Source organism: Pseudoalteromonas sp. SCSIO 43088, from assembly GCF_023650795.1.
Classification (GTDB): Bacteria; Pseudomonadota; Gammaproteobacteria; order Enterobacterales; family Alteromonadaceae; genus Pseudoalteromonas; species Pseudoalteromonas shioyasakiensis.
The window spans coordinates 3,704,363-3,721,781 of record NZ_CP072675.1 but is presented as its reverse complement, the minus strand read 5'-3'; the positions used below and the strand labels follow the sequence as shown (position 1 = coordinate 3,721,781).

The following is a 17,419-nucleotide window of genomic DNA, read 5'->3' as shown; positions in this document are numbered from 1 at the left end:
CGCTTGGCTTGTTGAGATTAATTATCAATTAGGTTTGCGATGCTGTCAACACCTTTTTGAAAATAATTCTCATTTAGTTTGAGTTGCAGATTTGGTACGAATTTTAGACATAAAAAAAGCCCTGTAAGGGCTTTTTGAGTTTCATATCTACCGTCACCGATATGAGCAATGTAGCAAGTAAAATAGTAGGGCGATCACCTGTTGCCAATATCAAGGGGCGTTGCGATTAGCAACAGGCGATCTTAGCTTTATCGTGGGCCACACGTGTTTCAGGGTCGAGAAACAAATCAGTTTATTCCGAACAAGTCATAACACTTTATTGTCTTGTTGATAGTGATTATCAATTAGATTTACGTGGCTGTCAACACTCAATTGAAAATAATTCTCATTTCTTTGTGTTTGTTTTTTAAACTTCCGTAATACAATGTATTAGCACTAAAGTTAGGCTGTAAATTACGTGCAATAAAAACTATGCTGGGGCTATAACAATTAAAATAATCACATGCGATGTTCTCAATTTGGTCAATAAGCCTTCTTGCAATTGTATATCTGGCAATTTTATTTGCGGTTGCAGGCTGGGCTGATAAAAGAAAAGTATTGCCTTTTAAAGGCTTAACCTATGGTTTATCACTTGGGGTGTATTGCACCTCTTGGGCGTTTTTTGGTACCACAGCACAAGCTGCATACAATGGCTGGTGGTTGGCTCCGACCTATGCCGGTACTATTTTGTTATTCATTTTTGGCTGGCAAGTTTATTGCCGCATAGCGCATATTTGTCGGCAGCAAAAAATAACCTCAATGGCAGATTTTATTGCGACCCGATATGGTCAGTCGTCGAGTTTGTCTGGGCTCATTTCATTGATTTCAGTGATTGCCATTGTGCCCTATATCTCTTTACAGCTGAGTGCAACGGCACAAAGTATCAACTTACTTACCGATCGTGCTGCCACACAAAGCCATGAAGTATGGGCCGATAGCACTTTTTACATCACGATTGTATTGGCACTATTTGCTATTTTATTCGGCGCGAGGCGGCTAAAGCCCAGCGAACATAATCCAGGTTTGATAGCCAGTATTGCCTTTGAGTCTGTGGTTAAGTTGTTGGCGTTTTTAGCGGTGGGTTTGTATGTGTGTTTTGCACTATTTGATAGCCCAGTGGCGCTGTTTGAAAAAGCGCATGACCTAAATATTGATCAGCAAGTGGCGGCCACACAAAGTCCAACCTATGTGTATGTTGCTCATACTTTGCTTGGTATTTTGGCGACCTTATGTTTGCCAAGACAATTCCACATGAGCTTTATCGAAAAAAATAACGATAAAGAGCTGGCCTCGGCGCGTTGGCTATTTCCGATTTACCTCTTACTTATTAACCTGTTTATTCTACCGATTGCATACGCCGGATTAATTTACTTTCAAGGTCAAGAAGTCGGCTACGACACCTTTGTATTGGCTTTACCCATGGCGGCTGATGATGCTTTTGTGGCGTTATTAGCCTTTTTAGGCGGCTTTTCAGCGGCAACCAGTATGGTGATTGTGTCATCAATTGTGCTTTCAGTGATGATCACTAATGACTTTATTAACCAATTTATTTTACGCCGCTCGCAACTTACATCGAGTAGTCGCGGGCTTGATAAAAATAACCTTTTACATGCGCGTAAAATCGTTATCGTATTGATTCTATTGCTTAGTTACTTCACTCACCGAGTGCTGGGCGAAAGTACAACCCTTGCCAATGTGGGTTTGATGTCGTTCACCTTAGTCGCGCAATTTTCGCCGGCCATGATCATAGGCTTATGGTGGCGACAAGCATCCTGTCGCGGTGCGCAATTGGGGATTTTAAGCGGTTTTATTATTTGGGGTTATACACTTTTACTACCGAATATCGCCGGAGGTTTAGGAAGCGATAGCTTATGGCTTGTGAATGGACCGTGGGGAATAAGCTGGTTAGCACCAACCGACTTATTCTCATTAGGCATGGAAAGCATTAGCCAAGCTTTATTGCTATCGCTAGGTGCGAACTGTTTAGTGTATTTCTTAGTACCGTTATTTAGTCGAGCAACCTTAGCTGAACGCTTACAGAGTAATAAGTTTGTTTCGCAGCTGAATGATTCGAAGGTAAGCAATCATCTACAGCCTTTGAGCTACCATGACCTAGGTGCACTATTGCAACGATTTGCCGAAAAAGAAGCGGCACAGTCTTTGGTAAATCATTACTTTCCGGATGATAAAAGTAAGTGGAAGCGCCCTGCCAATGTCGAGTTAGAGCTATTAGTTGAGCGCGAGATGTCTGCGGTGATCGGCGGCGCATCGGCACGGCTTATTTTAGATGTGGCGAAAAATGAGCAGCGCCAGCCTCTAGAGCAGGTTGCTGAGTTTGTGGATGAAGCAAGCCAAGTACTTAAATTTAATCGTGACTTACTGCAATCAACAATCGAAAACATTCAACAAGGGATCAGTGTAGTTGATAGTGAGCTGCGCTTGGTAGCTTGGAACCAAGGCTACAAAAACATGTTCGCCTACCCAGATGATGCGCTTTACATAGGCCGCCCGGTTGCCGACATTATTCGTTTTAATGCCGAGCGCGGCTTATTTAGCGGTGAGAGCATGACCAGCGAAGTCGAAAAACGCTTAGCCTATTTACGCCAAGGCAGCGCTTATAAATACCAGCGCTCGCACAATGATGGCCGGGTGTTTGAAATGCAAGGTAACCCACTGCCCGGTGGTGGCTTTGTAACAACCTATACCGACATCACCGAGTTCGTAAAACAACAAAAAGCGTTAACCGAAGCAAATGTTAGCCTTGAAGAAAAAGTCGCAGCACGCACCTTGGCATTGACTCAAGCAAACCAAGAGTTGTCGATGGCAAAGCAAGTGGCGGAACAAGCAACGGTCAGTAAAACGCGCTTTTTTGCCGCTGCCAGCCATGATTTACTGCAACCTTTCAATGCTGCGAGTTTGTTTTGTTCTTTAATGAATGAAAAAGCCCAAGACACCGAACTTAAAGAGCTGGCGATGAATATTAAGAATTCATTAGGCAGCGCCGAAGAGTTGTTATCGAGTATTTTAGAGTTAACCAAGCTCGATTCAGGCTCGTTTAAAGTACAAATGAGCGAGTTTGCTGCCAGCTCGTTGGTTGAGCCACTGCGTAATGACTACGAAGCCCTTGCCCGTGAAAAAGGCTTAAAGTTTATTATTGAAACCTGTGATGTGCGCCTGCATACCGACAAAGCGCTGTTACGCCGAGTACTACGTAACCTTTTGAGTAATGCGATTCGTTATACCGAGCAAGGTGAAGTACGCTTGAAAATGCAGTACGACGATGACCATGTATCCTTTATTGTTGAAGACACAGGGATTGGTATTGCATCGAGCGATCAACAAACTATTTTCCAAGAGTTTAAACAGCTTGGTGCAAAACCAAGCGCCGAGGGGTTAGGCTTAGGGTTGGCAATCACTAAACGTATATGTGACTTACTTAAAATTCCGCTAGTGATGGGGTCTGAACTTGGTAAAGGCACGCAATTTACCCTAACTCTGCCTTGTAAAGTGAGTACTGCGCCAGCGCAAGCGAAAGGCGCTGAGGCATCACAAGAAACCGAGCTGGGGCAATTGCGTATTTGGTTGCTTGATAACGACCGCAACGTGTTAGAGGCACTAAAGCAGCTACTCGAAAATTGGGGCTGTGAAATCTCAACAGCCACAAACTTAGTGGAGCTTGAGCAGTTAAAGGCAAGCCAAGCCCTGCCGCAATTGTTGATTATTGATTATCAGCTTGATGATGGGGTAACGGGACTTGAAGTGATTGAGCAAGCGGCACTAACACGCTTACCAGCCATCGTTAATACTGCGAATCATGATGAAGGCATACGCGAGTTAGTGCTCGATGCGGGCTATCCATTGCTTTATAAGCCTCTGAAAGCGCCCGCCTTAAAACGCATGATTAAGCGACTGACTTAATCTGCGTTTTGCTCAGTTGCTGGGGTATTGGCTTTAATTAAGCGCTCTACCTCAGCGACAAACTTCTTATCTAAGTCATCTTCATGGCTCAAAAATAACAGCATTTCATCACCATTGTGGTCAATGACAGTTACCGTGGTGGTTAGTAGGGCGCTTTTAGCATAATCAACGTTGAGCTCTTTAATGTCACTAAAGCGGCGTTGATCTTTTTCGAGCACACCTTGCTCATTTTCCCAGTAACTAAAAATGGTGTTTTCTGTGATGCCGTTTCCATCAGTTTTAAAATCGAAAAATGCGTCACTATAAAAATAGTGCACATTCTCGTTGGCAGGAATAATTTCTTTTCTTTTTAGAAAGTTAACTTGATAGGACCAAAGCTTATCGCCGGTTACTATGGTTGAGCTTGGCAACAAATATAGCTCATAAATCAAGCCATAAAATAACCAAGGCAACATGAATATCGAAATGATAACCTGCCTCGCTCGCCACTGAGAGTGGTACTCAAGAGCCTGTTCTGGTTGCTTGAGGTTTTGAATGTAATTAACCAGTGGCAACCATAGAATAGGTATAACTAAAAACAGCCAAGTACCGTATTCCCAGTTATAGCTTACGACTTCAGCAATGATAATCGCCAGCCATAACACGAACCCAACCGCAACGGGCATGATCTTATTTTTGCCAAAGGTTTGCTCGCTGTGCTTGCAAAGTTCAAGTAACAACGGAATAAAAAACAGAGGTGCGAATATCCCTCGAGCAATAGGCATAATGTGGCTTTGTTGTTGCTCTTTTATCGCTTTCCAGTTGCGATAGCTCCAGTAGTGAATGAATATTCCTAAGCTCAATAAGCTGTAAATAACAAACTTACTGTTACTGACAGGGTAGAACTGTTGCTCAGCAAAAACTGGGCGGTTACTTGCTTCTATACGCCAAGCCGCGATGAAAAAGATGATTGCCGCCAAGTAACTTAAAATAAAAACGCTATACCAGTTGGTTTCGTCATCCGCTGGTGTGGTTGTTGAGCTATTTGTGCCGTATTTAATGATGCCGAAATGGGTCGCGTTATTGAGTTTTTTGCGCTCGCTTAGGTAATGGTCTATTTGATCGGCTGGGATGTGATCCTGCTTAGCGCTGTAATCAAAGTATAAGGTCAACACCGAGTCTTTAAATGTCACGCGTTTTTCGAAATGAAAAAATGGGTTGTCGATCGTGACCTGCTCATCATCAAACTGCCAATTAGTATCCGTAAACGTAACCTTTATGGTTGTTTCGATATTATTAGGGTAACGAAACCACATTGGTGCATTGTTACGCTCTCGCTGTTCTGGCTTATAAACTGAGTTTTGAATTTCACTGGCGTAAAAGTCGTTTTGAAAATCATTACCCTCAGGTCGCCAAAAGTTATCAATAGTATAGTGCTCATTGGTAATTAGCTGACCGGTGTCTTCTGGAGATTCAACCAGCATAGGTTTGACTGTTTTTAAGCCCTTGTAGGTATCTTGATAATATTCGCGGTAATCATCTTCTATGCTTTTTAAGCTGTTTTTAGCGATTGAACTACGGCGGTTAATTGCTTCAAAGTCGCCGTATTTATATTGAGTTGAAAAACTAACTGGCTCATTAATACCTTCTGGGATCTGATAATTATCAAAAACCTGAACGCGTTTTAGGGCAGGTTCTGTGAACATATCTGTAAAGCCTGTTTCACCTTGCTTTATTATTAACGCGACATCGTAGTTCGGTTGAGCTAAATGTGCTAAATCGCCGCGCTGATACGAAATGGTTGGATCAAGCCAATAGCGCTTACCTTGGTGCTCTAAGGTGACAATCACATGGTCAAACAAGCTAGGAGAGACCGGTAAGCTGGCAGTACGTTTCCTGTCTTCGGTGTTAACTAAAGCTGGATGAGCCTCTACGCCGAGCGCTTTAAGTAAAGAAATGAGCAAGACGGTTTTGTCTTTACAGTCGCCATAGCGCAGTGCCAAGGTTTCTGATGCAGGAGTAGGCTGGTGCGAGTTGGTGCCCATTTCTAGGCCTAAATAACGTACTTCGTCTTGGCTAAAGCGCAGGGCTGCAACAATTTGAGACTCTAAATCGGTATGTTGAAACTTAATTTGACGGGCAATTGTTTCAATAGCAGGGCTTACTTCGATGGCCGATTGGTATAAAGGTAACGACCAATTGATCACCTCTTGCCAATTATTTACTTCAGAGAAATACACTTCTTTGTAAGGTGAATACCAATGCGGTACTTCGCTTGCGGAGCGAATTGTCGGCTCATTGTGTTGGCTAATTTGGTAGTCAAAACCCGTATCTAGCTTGGTTTTAGTAACTGGTGACTCGCCATTCATAAAGTTGATATATAAGGGCGTAGGCTTTTGCCACTTTACCCGCATAAATTGCTGCACTATCGGCACCGACCAGTTCAGTGTGCGCATGGTGCTGAAGTGTTGATAAACAGGATTACTCCCCGAAATCGTATAGCTGTAATCTAAAATATCCATGACCCGCATATCATCAATAATGACATTTAGGCTTAAGGTGCCATTGTATATACGACTTGCTAAGTCAGTCTCGCGTTGTAACACCTGTAGCTCGGCACTATTTAGTTTATCTATATATTGGCCGTCACGAATGATGCCTAAACTATTGAGCGTAAGAGATTGATAATTTGGGTCAAAATCAATATTCAGCTGGCTAATATAATCAACCCCAGACTGATTGACTGCTTGCATTACAGTACGATTAAAGCGTTGCTGTGGGGCTTGCTCAGATACCTGAAGCTGAGTGTCGAGCATCAGGTAGAAAGTCCCGTCTCGTATTTGGTCTCGAGGAATCTCAGGGGTGAGTAACTTATGTTGTTTTACCCAGTTAGCTGCGGGTGCAACCTGATACTCTTCAGCGGCTGCAAAGCAGCTCACAAAGAATAAAAAAACAGCCAGTACCTTAAGTTGTAAGTGCATCCATTTCATTGTTATTTTCTAATTACGTTTAGTTTTATATGACAAATTACTGAATTTCACGGCATGAGCCAAATAAAATTCAATATAAATGCTTCTTTTTAGGTCCAATGCTCAATAAGCGCTAATTTTCAGTGCTTTCTTTATCAGGTAAGTCTTTTATTTCAACGCGACTATTTACTTCATAGTATTTTTGCGTGATTTTTTTCAAAATCTCGCGGCGTAATGTGCTTACGGTGCCAGCTTTAGTTAAGTGGTTACCATAGGTCGTAAATGTTTTATCCCAGCCCAGTGCCACAATACTAGGATCGACAACAACAGCATTACCTCCACCATAAGCAACATCGGTACCTAAAATATCGGTAATATCGTAATTATCGAGACTAAAAGAGAGGTTTTGCACAACTTGGTCTTTATCTGGTTCTTGAATAACTAATGATTGAAGATGGTCAGCTAAGTCTTCTTCAAAGTTAGGGAAATAGTTTTTCTTTTCAAGGTATAACGAAGAAACACGTGTGCTATGAGTATCAATAACACTGCCTCGATTTGAATTTACAAATTGCACTGCATTGTTAGTCAGGGCGGTAAATACATTTTTCGCTGTATATGGGTAGTTAAGTAAATTTGGGCTACCAATATAACCACGGTAATAGCCATATATTAATAGCGGGTCATTGTTAAATAGCGGTGCAACAATGTTGTACTCTATATCGTTCAATGAATATTGATTACCGTTAAAGTTAAAGCGTGGCTTATCAAAAAAACTTGGCTCTTCGTTTATTAGCTTAGATAAGTTTTTTACTGGGTACTGCTGGACTAACTCATTGAGTACCGTCACGTTATAAAGATTGAACCAGTAAGCGAGCAGTTCAGACTTTGGCAAGTTACTCAAGTTAATCTTATTTGGCAGGTCGGCCATATTTTTTTGTATGACCTGCAAGGCTTGCCTCATTTTGGGATTGTCTTTATATGAATCATAATAAAAGCGGTTTGCTTCTGTTGCTGTTGAAGGTTTAGGGCTGGATGATAAATGTGTACCAATTGTCGTGGTGTGTGAGGTGATGCGGTAGCGGTCAGACATGCCTAAATCAATGACCGAAGCACTTAATATTTGCCCATAGCCAGTGTAATCAAGAGTGATTGTGGAGTTTTCATCATATTGATGAAATTGGCTAAATTTTTCTTGGTTAATTGCTGTAATGGCTGTTTTATTAATAGGAGCCGTTGAATTACAGGCCGTTACCAAAATAAGTGATGTTGTTAATGTGGTGGTCTTTATAGCGCTTTTCATTTTTACCACCTTCCTTAGTACAAAAAACAAACATATTACTTTTGCTTTAAATTGGCAATATCCAGGTAATTAACACAGAAAAAACAAGACTTAAAGTTGGCTATTGCGGTTTTGCTAAGTGTTTTAGTTGGGTATTTAAGGGAGTATTAAAGCGGCTTATAGCGAGCCGCTTTAGGGTTATATTATTTATCTTCAGACTCTTTAGCTGGTAAGTCTTTTATTTCAACGCGAGTATTTGCTTCATAGTATTTTTGCGTGATTTTTTGCAAAATCTCGCGGCGTAACGGGCTTACATGGCCGACTTCTTTAGTTAAGTTTTCACCATAAGCAACAAAATTAGTATCAAAGCCATCTGCTACTATACTCGGATCGGCGACAGTCGCGTTACCTCCACCATATTCAACATCGGTACCTAGAATGTCGGTAATGTCGTAGTTATCGATACTAAAAGAGAGGTTTTGTACAACTTGGTCTTTATCTGGCTCTTGAATTACTAACGATTGAAGGTGGTCAGCTAAATCTTCTTCAAAGTTAGGAAAATAGTTTTTCTTTTCAAGGTATAAAGAAGAAACACGAGTGCTATGGTTACCTATCACACTACCACGATTTGAATTAACAAACTGCACTGCATTGGTGGTTAGGGCTGCAAACACATTTTTTGCTGTATATGGGTGGTCAAGCAAATTTGGGCTGCCAATGTAGCCACGGTAGTAGCCATATATTAATAGCGGGTCATTGTTAAATAGCGGTGCAACGATGTTGTACTCAATGTCGTTTAATGAATACTGGTTACCGTTAAAGTTAAAGCGTGGCTTATCAAAAAAGCTTGGCTCTTCATTTAATAACTTGGTCAGGTTCTTAACAGGGTACTGCTGCACTAACTCATTGAGTACCGTCACGTTATAAAGATTGAGCCAGTAAGCGAGTAACTCTGATTTTGGTAAGTTACTTAAATTAATTTTGTTTGGCAGGTCGGCCATATTTTCTTGCACTATTTGCAAGTCTTGCTTCATCTGAGGATTCTTTTTGTACGAATCATAATAAAAGCGGTTTGCTTCTGTTGCAGTCGACGGTTTTGGGTTCGACGACAACCGGGTGCCAATTTTGGTTGTGTTTTGTGAAATGCGATAGCGGTCTGACATACCTAAATCAATCACCGAGGCATTTAATATTTGCCCGTAGTCAGTGTACTCAAGGGTGATATTTGATTTTTCATCGTACTGATGAAATTGGCTAAATTTTTCTTGGTTTATGGCTGTCGTTGCTGTTTTATTAATAGGAGTCGTTGAATTACAGGCTGTAACTAGAATAAGTGATGTTGCTAATACGATGGGTTTTATAGCGTTTTTCATTTTTATAACCTTCCGTAGTTTAAAAAATAAACATAGCGTGGTTTTTCTGAAAGCGCAACAATCTGTTGTTTTTGTGAATTTTATTAAAAAATAAGCGTATAGTAGAAGAAATAAAAATAAAAAGGACAACTCATGGAAGAAGCAAAACAACAAAACCAAATCGAAACACCAGAAGCTAAAAGCTCCGTAAATGATGACTTAGTTGGCATAAAAGGTTGGCTCATTCTTGTGGCGATAGGTGTGGTGATCAGCCCTTTTAGAGTATTTATCGAATCAATTAATACCTTTAAACCCATTTTCACTACCGAGATGTGGCAACGTTTAACGTCGCAATTCGGTGATATGTATCATCCGCTTTGGGAGCCTTTACTAATCATTGAAATGGTGTTTAATGCAGCATTATTTTTAGCTTCGCTTTATTTAATTGTGTTGTTTTTTAAGCATAAGAAAGCGTTTGTAAGTTGGTACTTAGCGATATTATTTGGTGGATTAGCGTTTATTGCTATCGATGCCTACGCGGTTAGTTTAATTGTGCCCGATGTCGATGTGTTCGACGATGAAGTTAGAACTATGATTATCAGAGGCCTTATTCAAGCTGTGATCTGGGGACCTTACATGCTGTTATCTAAGCGTGTGAAAGCCACATTTGTAAAATAAGTTAGCTGGGCACAGTAATTGTAGCTTGCGTGCCTTGCTGGGGTTTTGAGTTTATTGATAATTCAAAGCCTTGGTTGCGCACAAGTTCTCGGGTTATCACAAGCCCTATACCTGTGCCATTTGCCTTGGTTGAGTAAAATGGTACGAACAAGTTATCGGGGTTTTGAATACCACAACCTTGGTCGCTAATTGCAATATTTAAGTTATCACCTTGTCTTGACCAAGTGAGGCTAGGGGCAGAATTGCTGCCAGCTTCAAAAGCATTTTTTATCAAGTTGATTAACGCTTGTTCTAGCTGACCTAGGTCGGCATTAAAATGTAACTCTTCGCTGCTATTTATTACTAGTTCAGGAAAGATAGCGCTTAAGCGAGTGTTTAATTGCTCGCTACTGATTACCTGTTTTTGTGCGGGTGGTAGCTTGGCAAACGCACTGTAACTGGCCACAAAATCAAGCAAGTGTTGAGCGCGTTTTTCTATTACTTGCAGCATATCTTGGGCGAGATCATCGTGACTGCTAATTTGCCCTTGGCGCTTAAGGGTTTGCAATGATTGACTCATCGAATAAATCGGCGTGAGTGAGTTACGCACTTCATGATTTAACACTCGAATTAACCGTTGCCAAACAAGTTGTTCGTTATCGCGAAGCTGTTGCTCAATTGAAAAGAAGGTTAGTAATTCAAAGTTTCTGCCGGTCCGCCAAAAAGTCTGCGATGAGATTTGAAAGCGTTGTTTAAACAGCGAGTCACTATTTTGTTGCCATTCGCCATCATGCAGAGCAATGCCTAAGTCGCTGGCCGATTTACCTTCAATTTGGCGATGACTAATACTGTTTATAAACGCCTTATTACTAAAGTAAATTAAGCCATGGGGGTCTAGTATAACGATGGGTAAGTCCAGCATGCTGGCAAACTCAAAAACAAACTCTTCTGTTTGCATATAATGGCGTTTGTTCTTGGCTATTTTATTGCTGAGCTTGGCAAAATCTTGCTTAAGCGCTGCGACTCGTCCACTTTGATAAGACGCTAAATGCCAACTATTACTTTCGTCATTTGCCAGTGCATCTAGTTGCAGACCAAAGCGTTCAACCACATCGGTGATCGTACGGTAGCTTTTAATTAAAGCAAAAGCGCTTATCCCGATAAACGGCAATAATAGGCTGATACTGGCAAACCAATCTAGTTTTAAGCTGAGCGAAAGGGCAATACCAAGCGTTAATAGCACCGCTACAAGCATATAAAAATAGCGTCGAATACGCTGCTCTAACGACAGCTTGTTACTCATTTAGCGTTCTACTTCTTTTAAATCGAGCTGATGTTTATCAATGCGACGATAAATTGCCGATTTGCTTAACCCTAAAAATTCTCCTGCGGCGATAACATTGCCATTAAATTGCAGCAGTGCTTTTTGAATCATCTGTTTTTCAAGCTCTTCAAGGGGCAATAGTGGCAAAGCCTGTTCGGCATTGCTATTTGTTTGCTCGCAACTTGGTTGATCTAAAATGAGGTCATTGGCTTGAATATTGTTGTTATCGCTCATGATCACCGCGCGTTCAATACAATGGCTTAGCTCACGAATATTACCAGGCCAACTGTAATTTTTTAGCGCCTTTAGGGCATCATCACTGAGCGCCATATTCGCTCGTTGATATTTTTTACCATGCACCAACAATAAGTGTTCTGCCAAGGGGGCGATGTCGTCTTTTCTGTCACGAAGCGGTGGAATGTGCAGTTCAATGGTATTGAGTCTAAATAATAAATCACGGCGGAACTCACCCTGCTCAATGGCCGTAGCTAATTCACTATTGGTAGCAGAAATAATGCGAACATCGGCGGTTTTGGTTTGGCTTGAGCCTAGCACTTCAAATTCTTTGCTTTCTAGCACACGGAGCATTTTACTTTGTAGCTCAAGGCTTAAAGTCGCAATTTCATCTAAAAATAAGGTGCCGCCTTCGGCAATTTCAAAACGCCCTAGGCGGTCTTCTTTGGCATCAGTAAAAGAGCCTTTCTTATGGCCAAATAATTCGCTTTCGAATAGCGTCGGGGCAATGGCGCCAACATTCACGCTTACATAGCGTTTATCAGCTCTGAGCGAGTGCTGGTGGATATAATGTGCCAATAAGCTTTTTCCAGTGCCATTTTCGCCGGTAATTAAAATGCTGGCATCGGTTTTAGCTGCGCGCTCAGCTTTGGCAAGCAACAGCTGCATGACTTCTGATTGAGCTATGTAATGTGCTTGTGTGTCACTGGTAAGCGCCTTTAAGCAAGCATTGTCGTGATTACTTTGCTTGAGCTTGAGTTGTTGTCGCACAACGGCGGTTAAGCGTAAGTTATTCCATGGCTTTTCAACAAAGTCGACAGCCCCTAATTGCATGGCTTTAACGGCAACATCAATGCTGGCCCACGCGGTCATGACAATGACAGGTATGGTCGAACCTAATTGATTTAGTTGCTTTAAAAAGCGTAATCCCTCTTCACCTGAGGTCGTGTCGAGCTTGTAGTTCATATCGAGCAAAATCAGGCTAATGTGCTCGGTTTTTAATAACTCAAGCGCATGTTCAGGGCCTTCGGCCTCATGGCAGTGTAAGCCTAATTGTTGTAATGCAACAGTAGCAGCCAGACGTACATCAGCTTGATCGTCTATGACTAAGATTTTGTCCATGATGTTTTCTTATTATCCTGTTGAGGTGGCTTAAATTTAAGCCACCATTTTGTGCTGTTAATCGTTACGTAGTGCAGCCATAGGTTTTGCTTTAAGCAGCAAAACCAAAGGTCTAAAGCAAGCGAATAGCGCAATACATAAGGTAATACTCCAAGCGAGTAATTGCAGTCTTACATCAAGTATCAGCCAAGACATTAGCTGTCCTTGTAACATGTAAAAACCCACTATTACCGCGGCGAGAGCAACCGCAAAACCAATGAGCACAGGGATAATAGCTTCAACACTCATCAGCTTGAATAAGCGTGCTTTTTTCGCACCTAATGCCATACGAATACCAAACTCATAGCGGCGCAGACCTAGGTTGTAGCTCAGTACCCCAAAAATACCGATTGCTGCTAATAATAGAGTAAATAGCGCTAAGGTACTACACAGAACCACGGTCAGTCGGCTCATATACAGTAAATTGTCGTACTCTTGTTGCAGGTCATTAAATTGCCACATGGTTAAGTCGCTGTTCTTTTCTTTTAGCGTATTAAGTATTTGTTTATTAGTCAGCTTAACGCCTTCAGAAGCTTTGATAGTAAACATGTAGCTATACGGTGTTGCTGGCCACCAAATGTGACGACCAAACGACTCATCGTAGTATTTAGGGTGATTAAAATCTTCGGTTACACCCACCACTTCATACATCTTTTCTTCTAAACCTTGGTAGCTCTTGCCGATGATATTTCGATAGTCTTGGCTTGGTAATAAGTTCTCTGCCACGCTAACTGATACCAGTATCTCGTTGGTTTCGCCACGTATAGCTTGTTCGCTAAAGGTGCGGCCAGCGAGAATTTTGGTGTTAACTAACGCAAAGTAATCAGGCCCTACCCACTGACTAGGGAAGAAAATTGAGCTTTTACCGTTTACATCTGTCAGGGTGTTGGCATTTTGTCTTTGCGAAACAGGGCTGTGACCCAGGGCAACATCATCAATGCCTTGGCTATCAAGCAAAACCTGCTTGTATTGCAGCATATGTTCGTAGCGCTCCGCCAATGACATTTGATTATTTGGCTGGAACAGGTTGGCAAAATACAGGTTTTCGGTATCACTGCCGAGTGGGCGGTTAATCGTGCCCATGGCTTTACTCACTACCATCACCGAAAAGCTAACAAGCAGCGCGGCAACAAACATTTGTGAGCCAATTAAAATACGCACTGTACGGCCAGATACCTGCGAAACTCCGCCTTTACCACTGTTCTGCATTTGCGTATTTAGGGTTTTGTAATTTACCAAACGCGCTGTAATTACAGAGAAAATATAAGCAAGAGCAATACAAAGTATGATGGCAACAATGACCAACGTGCTATCAACCGCCAAGCTGTTAACCAGTGGTAATCGTCCTTCTGCCAATACTTTAAATAAACGTATGCCCCATACCGATAAAAACAGCGCAATGCTTACCGATAAGGTCATTAAAATCAGTGATTGTAAAAAGATACTTTTAAATAACGTGCTGCGCTTAGCGCCTAACACCGCCTGCAAGGCGAGGGTTTTATGTTGAGCAAGAGCGCGTGAGAAAAACAAAGTGCTTACATTAAGTACTGCAATAATCAGTAGCCCTACTGCACCGGCTAACATCATTAAGCTTAAGTCATCGTTATTACCCAGCTCAACGTCACGATAAGGAGTTACTTCAGGTTTTACATCGGTGATCCCCCCGTTGTTTAGCCACTCTGATTTAACCGTATCAATTTGCTGTTTTAAATCGACTTTAACTTGATCTATGGTGACCCCAGGCTTTAAAACGGCAATCAGTTTTAGGTTTTTAAAAGTGTTTGTCCACGGGCTTTGCCAATCATCATTGTGAAAGAAACGGCGGTCAGCACTTGATGGAAACCATACTTCAACATCGCTTGCTTTAAACATGTAAGGAGGGCTGAATGAGTCATCAACAACACCGACGATACGGTGAACATAATCGGTTTCACCCGCCATGACTGAGAGTGTTTTACCAATAATGTTCGGGTCGCTGTTGTAATGCTTGCGCCAAAAATTGGCAGATATAACGACCCGATCATCAGGAGTTTCCAGCGTTTCTCCAAGGTCAAAACCTTGTCCCATTAAAAATGGCGTGTTTAATAAGTCAAAATAGTTGCCGCCAACATACAGCACTGGTTCTTTCGGTTCGCCATCTAGGTTTGCAAAGATTTGCTCACCTGCATTGATCATCATACTTTGTTCAAAGCTTTGATTATGCTTAAGCCAATGCACCATCGACTGATAGCTTTGAAAGCCGGTGGCATCGTAGTCATCATAAGTAAGTGATTGCTCAACCACCACCATGCGGCTTTCATCGTACACATCAAGGGGCTTTAAAAAGTAGCTGTTAACAAGGCTAAGCACTACAAACAAGGTGGCAAGTGTTAAAGCAAGCGTTGCGATAACCGCAGTGACAAAGCCCGGTGCATTCATTAATGATGCCCACGCTAAGCTCAGTTGGGCGCGTGTTTTGGTTAATTTCATTACATCACCTCGGCGCTTTCGAGTACTTGCTCAGCAGTGTCGCTGCTAGGTGCTTGGCGAGCTTCTGAGTAGGAAACAATTTCACCATCTAGCAATTTAAGTTGCGTTTTAGCACGTCCGGCATAACGTAAGTCATGGGTTACCATACAAATGGTGGTGCCTTTTTTATTCAGCTCATCAAGCAAGTCCATGACGGCATCACCATTTTTTGAATCTAAGTTACCAGTTGGCTCATCCACCAATAAAATGCTTGGCTTGCCAGCCAGTGCGCGGGCAATAGCAATACGCTGTTGCTGACCACCAGATAATTGATTTGGTTTGTGCTGAGAGCGGTGGCCCATTTCAACTTCATCAAGGGCCTGTTTTACCGCAAGCTCAATTTCGCTCGGGCTCATGGCTGGCTCTCGATAAGTGAGCGGCAGTGCTACGTTGTCAAACACCGATAATTCATCAATTAGGTTAAACGACTGAAATATAAAACCAATGTGAAGGTTTCTAAGTTCAGCTTGCTGATCCATATCAAGGGTTTTTGTGTCGACTTCTTTAATGAAATAGTCGCCAGCAGTTGGGCTATCGAGTAAGCCTAATAATGACAGCAGCGTCGATTTACCACAGCCAGATGGGCCGCTAATGCAGATATAGTCACCTTGGTTAATATTCAGGCTGATGTCTTTTAATGCATAGGTTTCAACATTTTGGCCGCGATAAACTTTGGCGATTTTGTTTAATGAGATAAGCGTATTGGTTTTCATAAACTGTCCTGTTCGATTTTTATTGTTGCCAAATGCTGCCATTTAGAAAGGTCTGAAATGATCAGCTGTTCGCCCACGGTGGCACCGCTCAAAAGTTGAATTTGATTGTCACTGAGTGTACCAAATTCGATATTGGTTGGCGTTGCTAACTGGGTGTTTGGATTAAGTTTAAATAGCGTGGCTTCGCTATTTGCTTGTGCTTTTTGCGGCACGTTAATGGTTAACGCATTGGGAATAATGTTGCTAACCACATAGCCTTCAATGCTTAAATCGGGTCGAGCATTAGCAGGCAGTGTGCCTTGTAAATCAAGTTCGATAATAACTCGACCATCGGTAACGATAGGGTCAATTCGGGTGACTTTGGCATCAACTTCACTGTGGTCTGCTTGGCTAAAGGTGTTTACTTTCGCTGCCATATTGAGTGCCACTTTTTCGGCATCTGCTTGCTTAACGCTTAGCTCTGCTTTGAGTGCTTTGTTTGATCCAACCACCGCAAGGCGGGTACCGGGCACGAGATTTTGGCCAAGTTCAACATTCAACTCTTGCAGCATGCCATCGATACCTGCCGTTATTTGCAGCTGATCAAAAGCCTGTTGCTCAACTTGATAATTAAGCTCAAATTGGCTTAATAGTTCTTGCTGTATTTTGCTACGTTGTAAGTGCATTTCTTTAAGCTGTGCAAGGCGTTGCTGCTCGATACTTACGCGCTCTGTAAGCTGTGCAACGTTTAGCATGCTTCGTTTGTAATCGAGGCTTGAAACAATCCCTTGCTCGATCAGTTTGCTTTCAGCATCGACTCTAAGCTCTGCACTTTGCAGCTCACTTTTTAATATGGCGAGATTTGCTTGGCGCTCAAGTAGCTCACTTTGTTGGTTAATTCTTTGCTCATTAACACTGGCTTTTTGGCGAGCAAGTTCTAACCGAGCGACCGATAAACGCTGCGCTTGCTGTGGGTTGACGAGGCTTAAAATCACAGTGTCTTTTTTAACGATAGTGCCGGGGTAAACATGGATAGCTTCGACCATTGCGGTGTCGGTATTGGTTAAATAACGTTGATACTTTGGCTTTAAACGACCAAAGCCACGTATTTTTACCACAAAATCGACTTGTTCTACGGTTGCAATTTGCAGTTGGCTTGCAGCAACTACAGTGGGTGTAGCCCATTGATAAACCATTAAAGCGCCAAGAGCCGACACGCCAATGGCTGCAGCCATAAGCCATTTTTTAGCTTTTGATTGCTGAGGTTTGCGTTTTAGTGTGCTGTCTAAGTCCATGATACTGATAAA

10 protein-coding genes are annotated in these 17,419 nt (G+C 42.1%); 2 read left to right on the top strand and 8 right to left on the bottom strand.

Going from position 1 to position 17,419, the window contains the following annotated elements; translation table 11 throughout:
- Window positions 1-507 precede the first annotated feature (507 nt).
- Window positions 508-3,957 carry a PAS domain-containing hybrid sensor histidine kinase/response regulator gene (locus J8Z28_RS17130; RefSeq protein ID WP_062566319.1) on the top strand — a complete coding sequence of 1,150 codons (3,450 nt, stop codon included), beginning with the start codon at window positions 508-510 and terminating at the stop codon, window positions 3,955-3,957.
- On the opposite strand, the gene J8Z28_RS17125 is transcribed toward J8Z28_RS17130, so the two are convergent.
- From J8Z28_RS17125 to J8Z28_RS17115, 3 genes are all read right to left on the bottom strand, one after another.
- Window positions 3,954-6,926, bottom strand: a complete 2,973-nt coding sequence (locus tag J8Z28_RS17125) for a DUF3857 domain-containing transglutaminase family protein (RefSeq protein WP_062566318.1) — start codon at window positions 6,924-6,926, stop codon at window positions 3,954-3,956. The genes J8Z28_RS17130 and J8Z28_RS17125 overlap by 4 nt on opposite strands.
- A 112-nt stretch (window positions 6,927-7,038) precedes the next feature.
- On the bottom strand, window positions 7,039-8,205 hold the full coding sequence (locus tag J8Z28_RS17120; protein ID WP_062566317.1) for a DUF547 domain-containing protein: 1,167 nt from the start codon (window positions 8,203-8,205) through the stop codon (window positions 7,039-7,041).
- 182 nt (window positions 8,206-8,387) lie between these two features.
- On the bottom strand, window positions 8,388-9,557 hold the full coding sequence (locus tag J8Z28_RS17115) for a DUF547 domain-containing protein (RefSeq protein WP_062566316.1): 1,170 nt from the start codon (window positions 9,555-9,557) through the stop codon (window positions 8,388-8,390).
- Window positions 9,558-9,689: 132 nt separating this feature from the next.
- Here J8Z28_RS17115 and J8Z28_RS17110 point away from each other — a divergent pair, with 132 nt between their 5' ends.
- Complete coding sequence (locus J8Z28_RS17110; RefSeq protein ID WP_062566315.1) at window positions 9,690-10,214, top strand: DUF2569 domain-containing protein; 525 nt, start codon at window positions 9,690-9,692, stop codon at window positions 10,212-10,214.
- A gap of 1 nt (window position 10,215) precedes the next feature.
- Here the strand turns inward: J8Z28_RS17110 and J8Z28_RS17105 are convergent, their stop codons facing one another.
- The 5 genes from J8Z28_RS17105 to J8Z28_RS17085 are packed head-to-tail and all read right to left on the bottom strand — an operon-like array spanning window position 10,216 to window position 17,407.
- A complete protein-coding gene (locus tag J8Z28_RS17105; RefSeq protein WP_062566314.1) occupies window positions 10,216-11,496 on the bottom strand; it encodes a sensor histidine kinase in 1,281 nt (426 codons plus the stop codon).
- Complete coding sequence (locus J8Z28_RS17100) at window positions 11,497-12,873, bottom strand: sigma-54-dependent transcriptional regulator (RefSeq protein ID WP_062566313.1); 1,377 nt, start codon at window positions 12,871-12,873, stop codon at window positions 11,497-11,499.
- Window positions 12,874-12,930: 57 nt separating this feature from the next.
- A complete protein-coding gene (locus J8Z28_RS17095; RefSeq protein WP_062566312.1) occupies window positions 12,931-15,381 on the bottom strand; it encodes an ABC transporter permease in 2,451 nt (816 codons plus the stop codon).
- Window positions 15,381-16,133 (bottom strand): ABC transporter ATP-binding protein, encoded by a 753-nt coding sequence (locus J8Z28_RS17090; RefSeq protein ID WP_062566311.1) that lies wholly within the window; start codon window positions 16,131-16,133, stop codon window positions 15,381-15,383. Before J8Z28_RS17090 ends, J8Z28_RS17095 begins: the two co-directional genes overlap by 1 nt.
- On the bottom strand, window positions 16,130-17,407 hold the full coding sequence (locus tag J8Z28_RS17085) for an efflux RND transporter periplasmic adaptor subunit (protein WP_062566310.1): 1,278 nt from the start codon (window positions 17,405-17,407) through the stop codon (window positions 16,130-16,132). The genes J8Z28_RS17090 and J8Z28_RS17085 overlap by 4 nt, the downstream gene beginning before the upstream one ends.
- Window positions 17,408-17,419 lie beyond the last annotated feature (12 nt).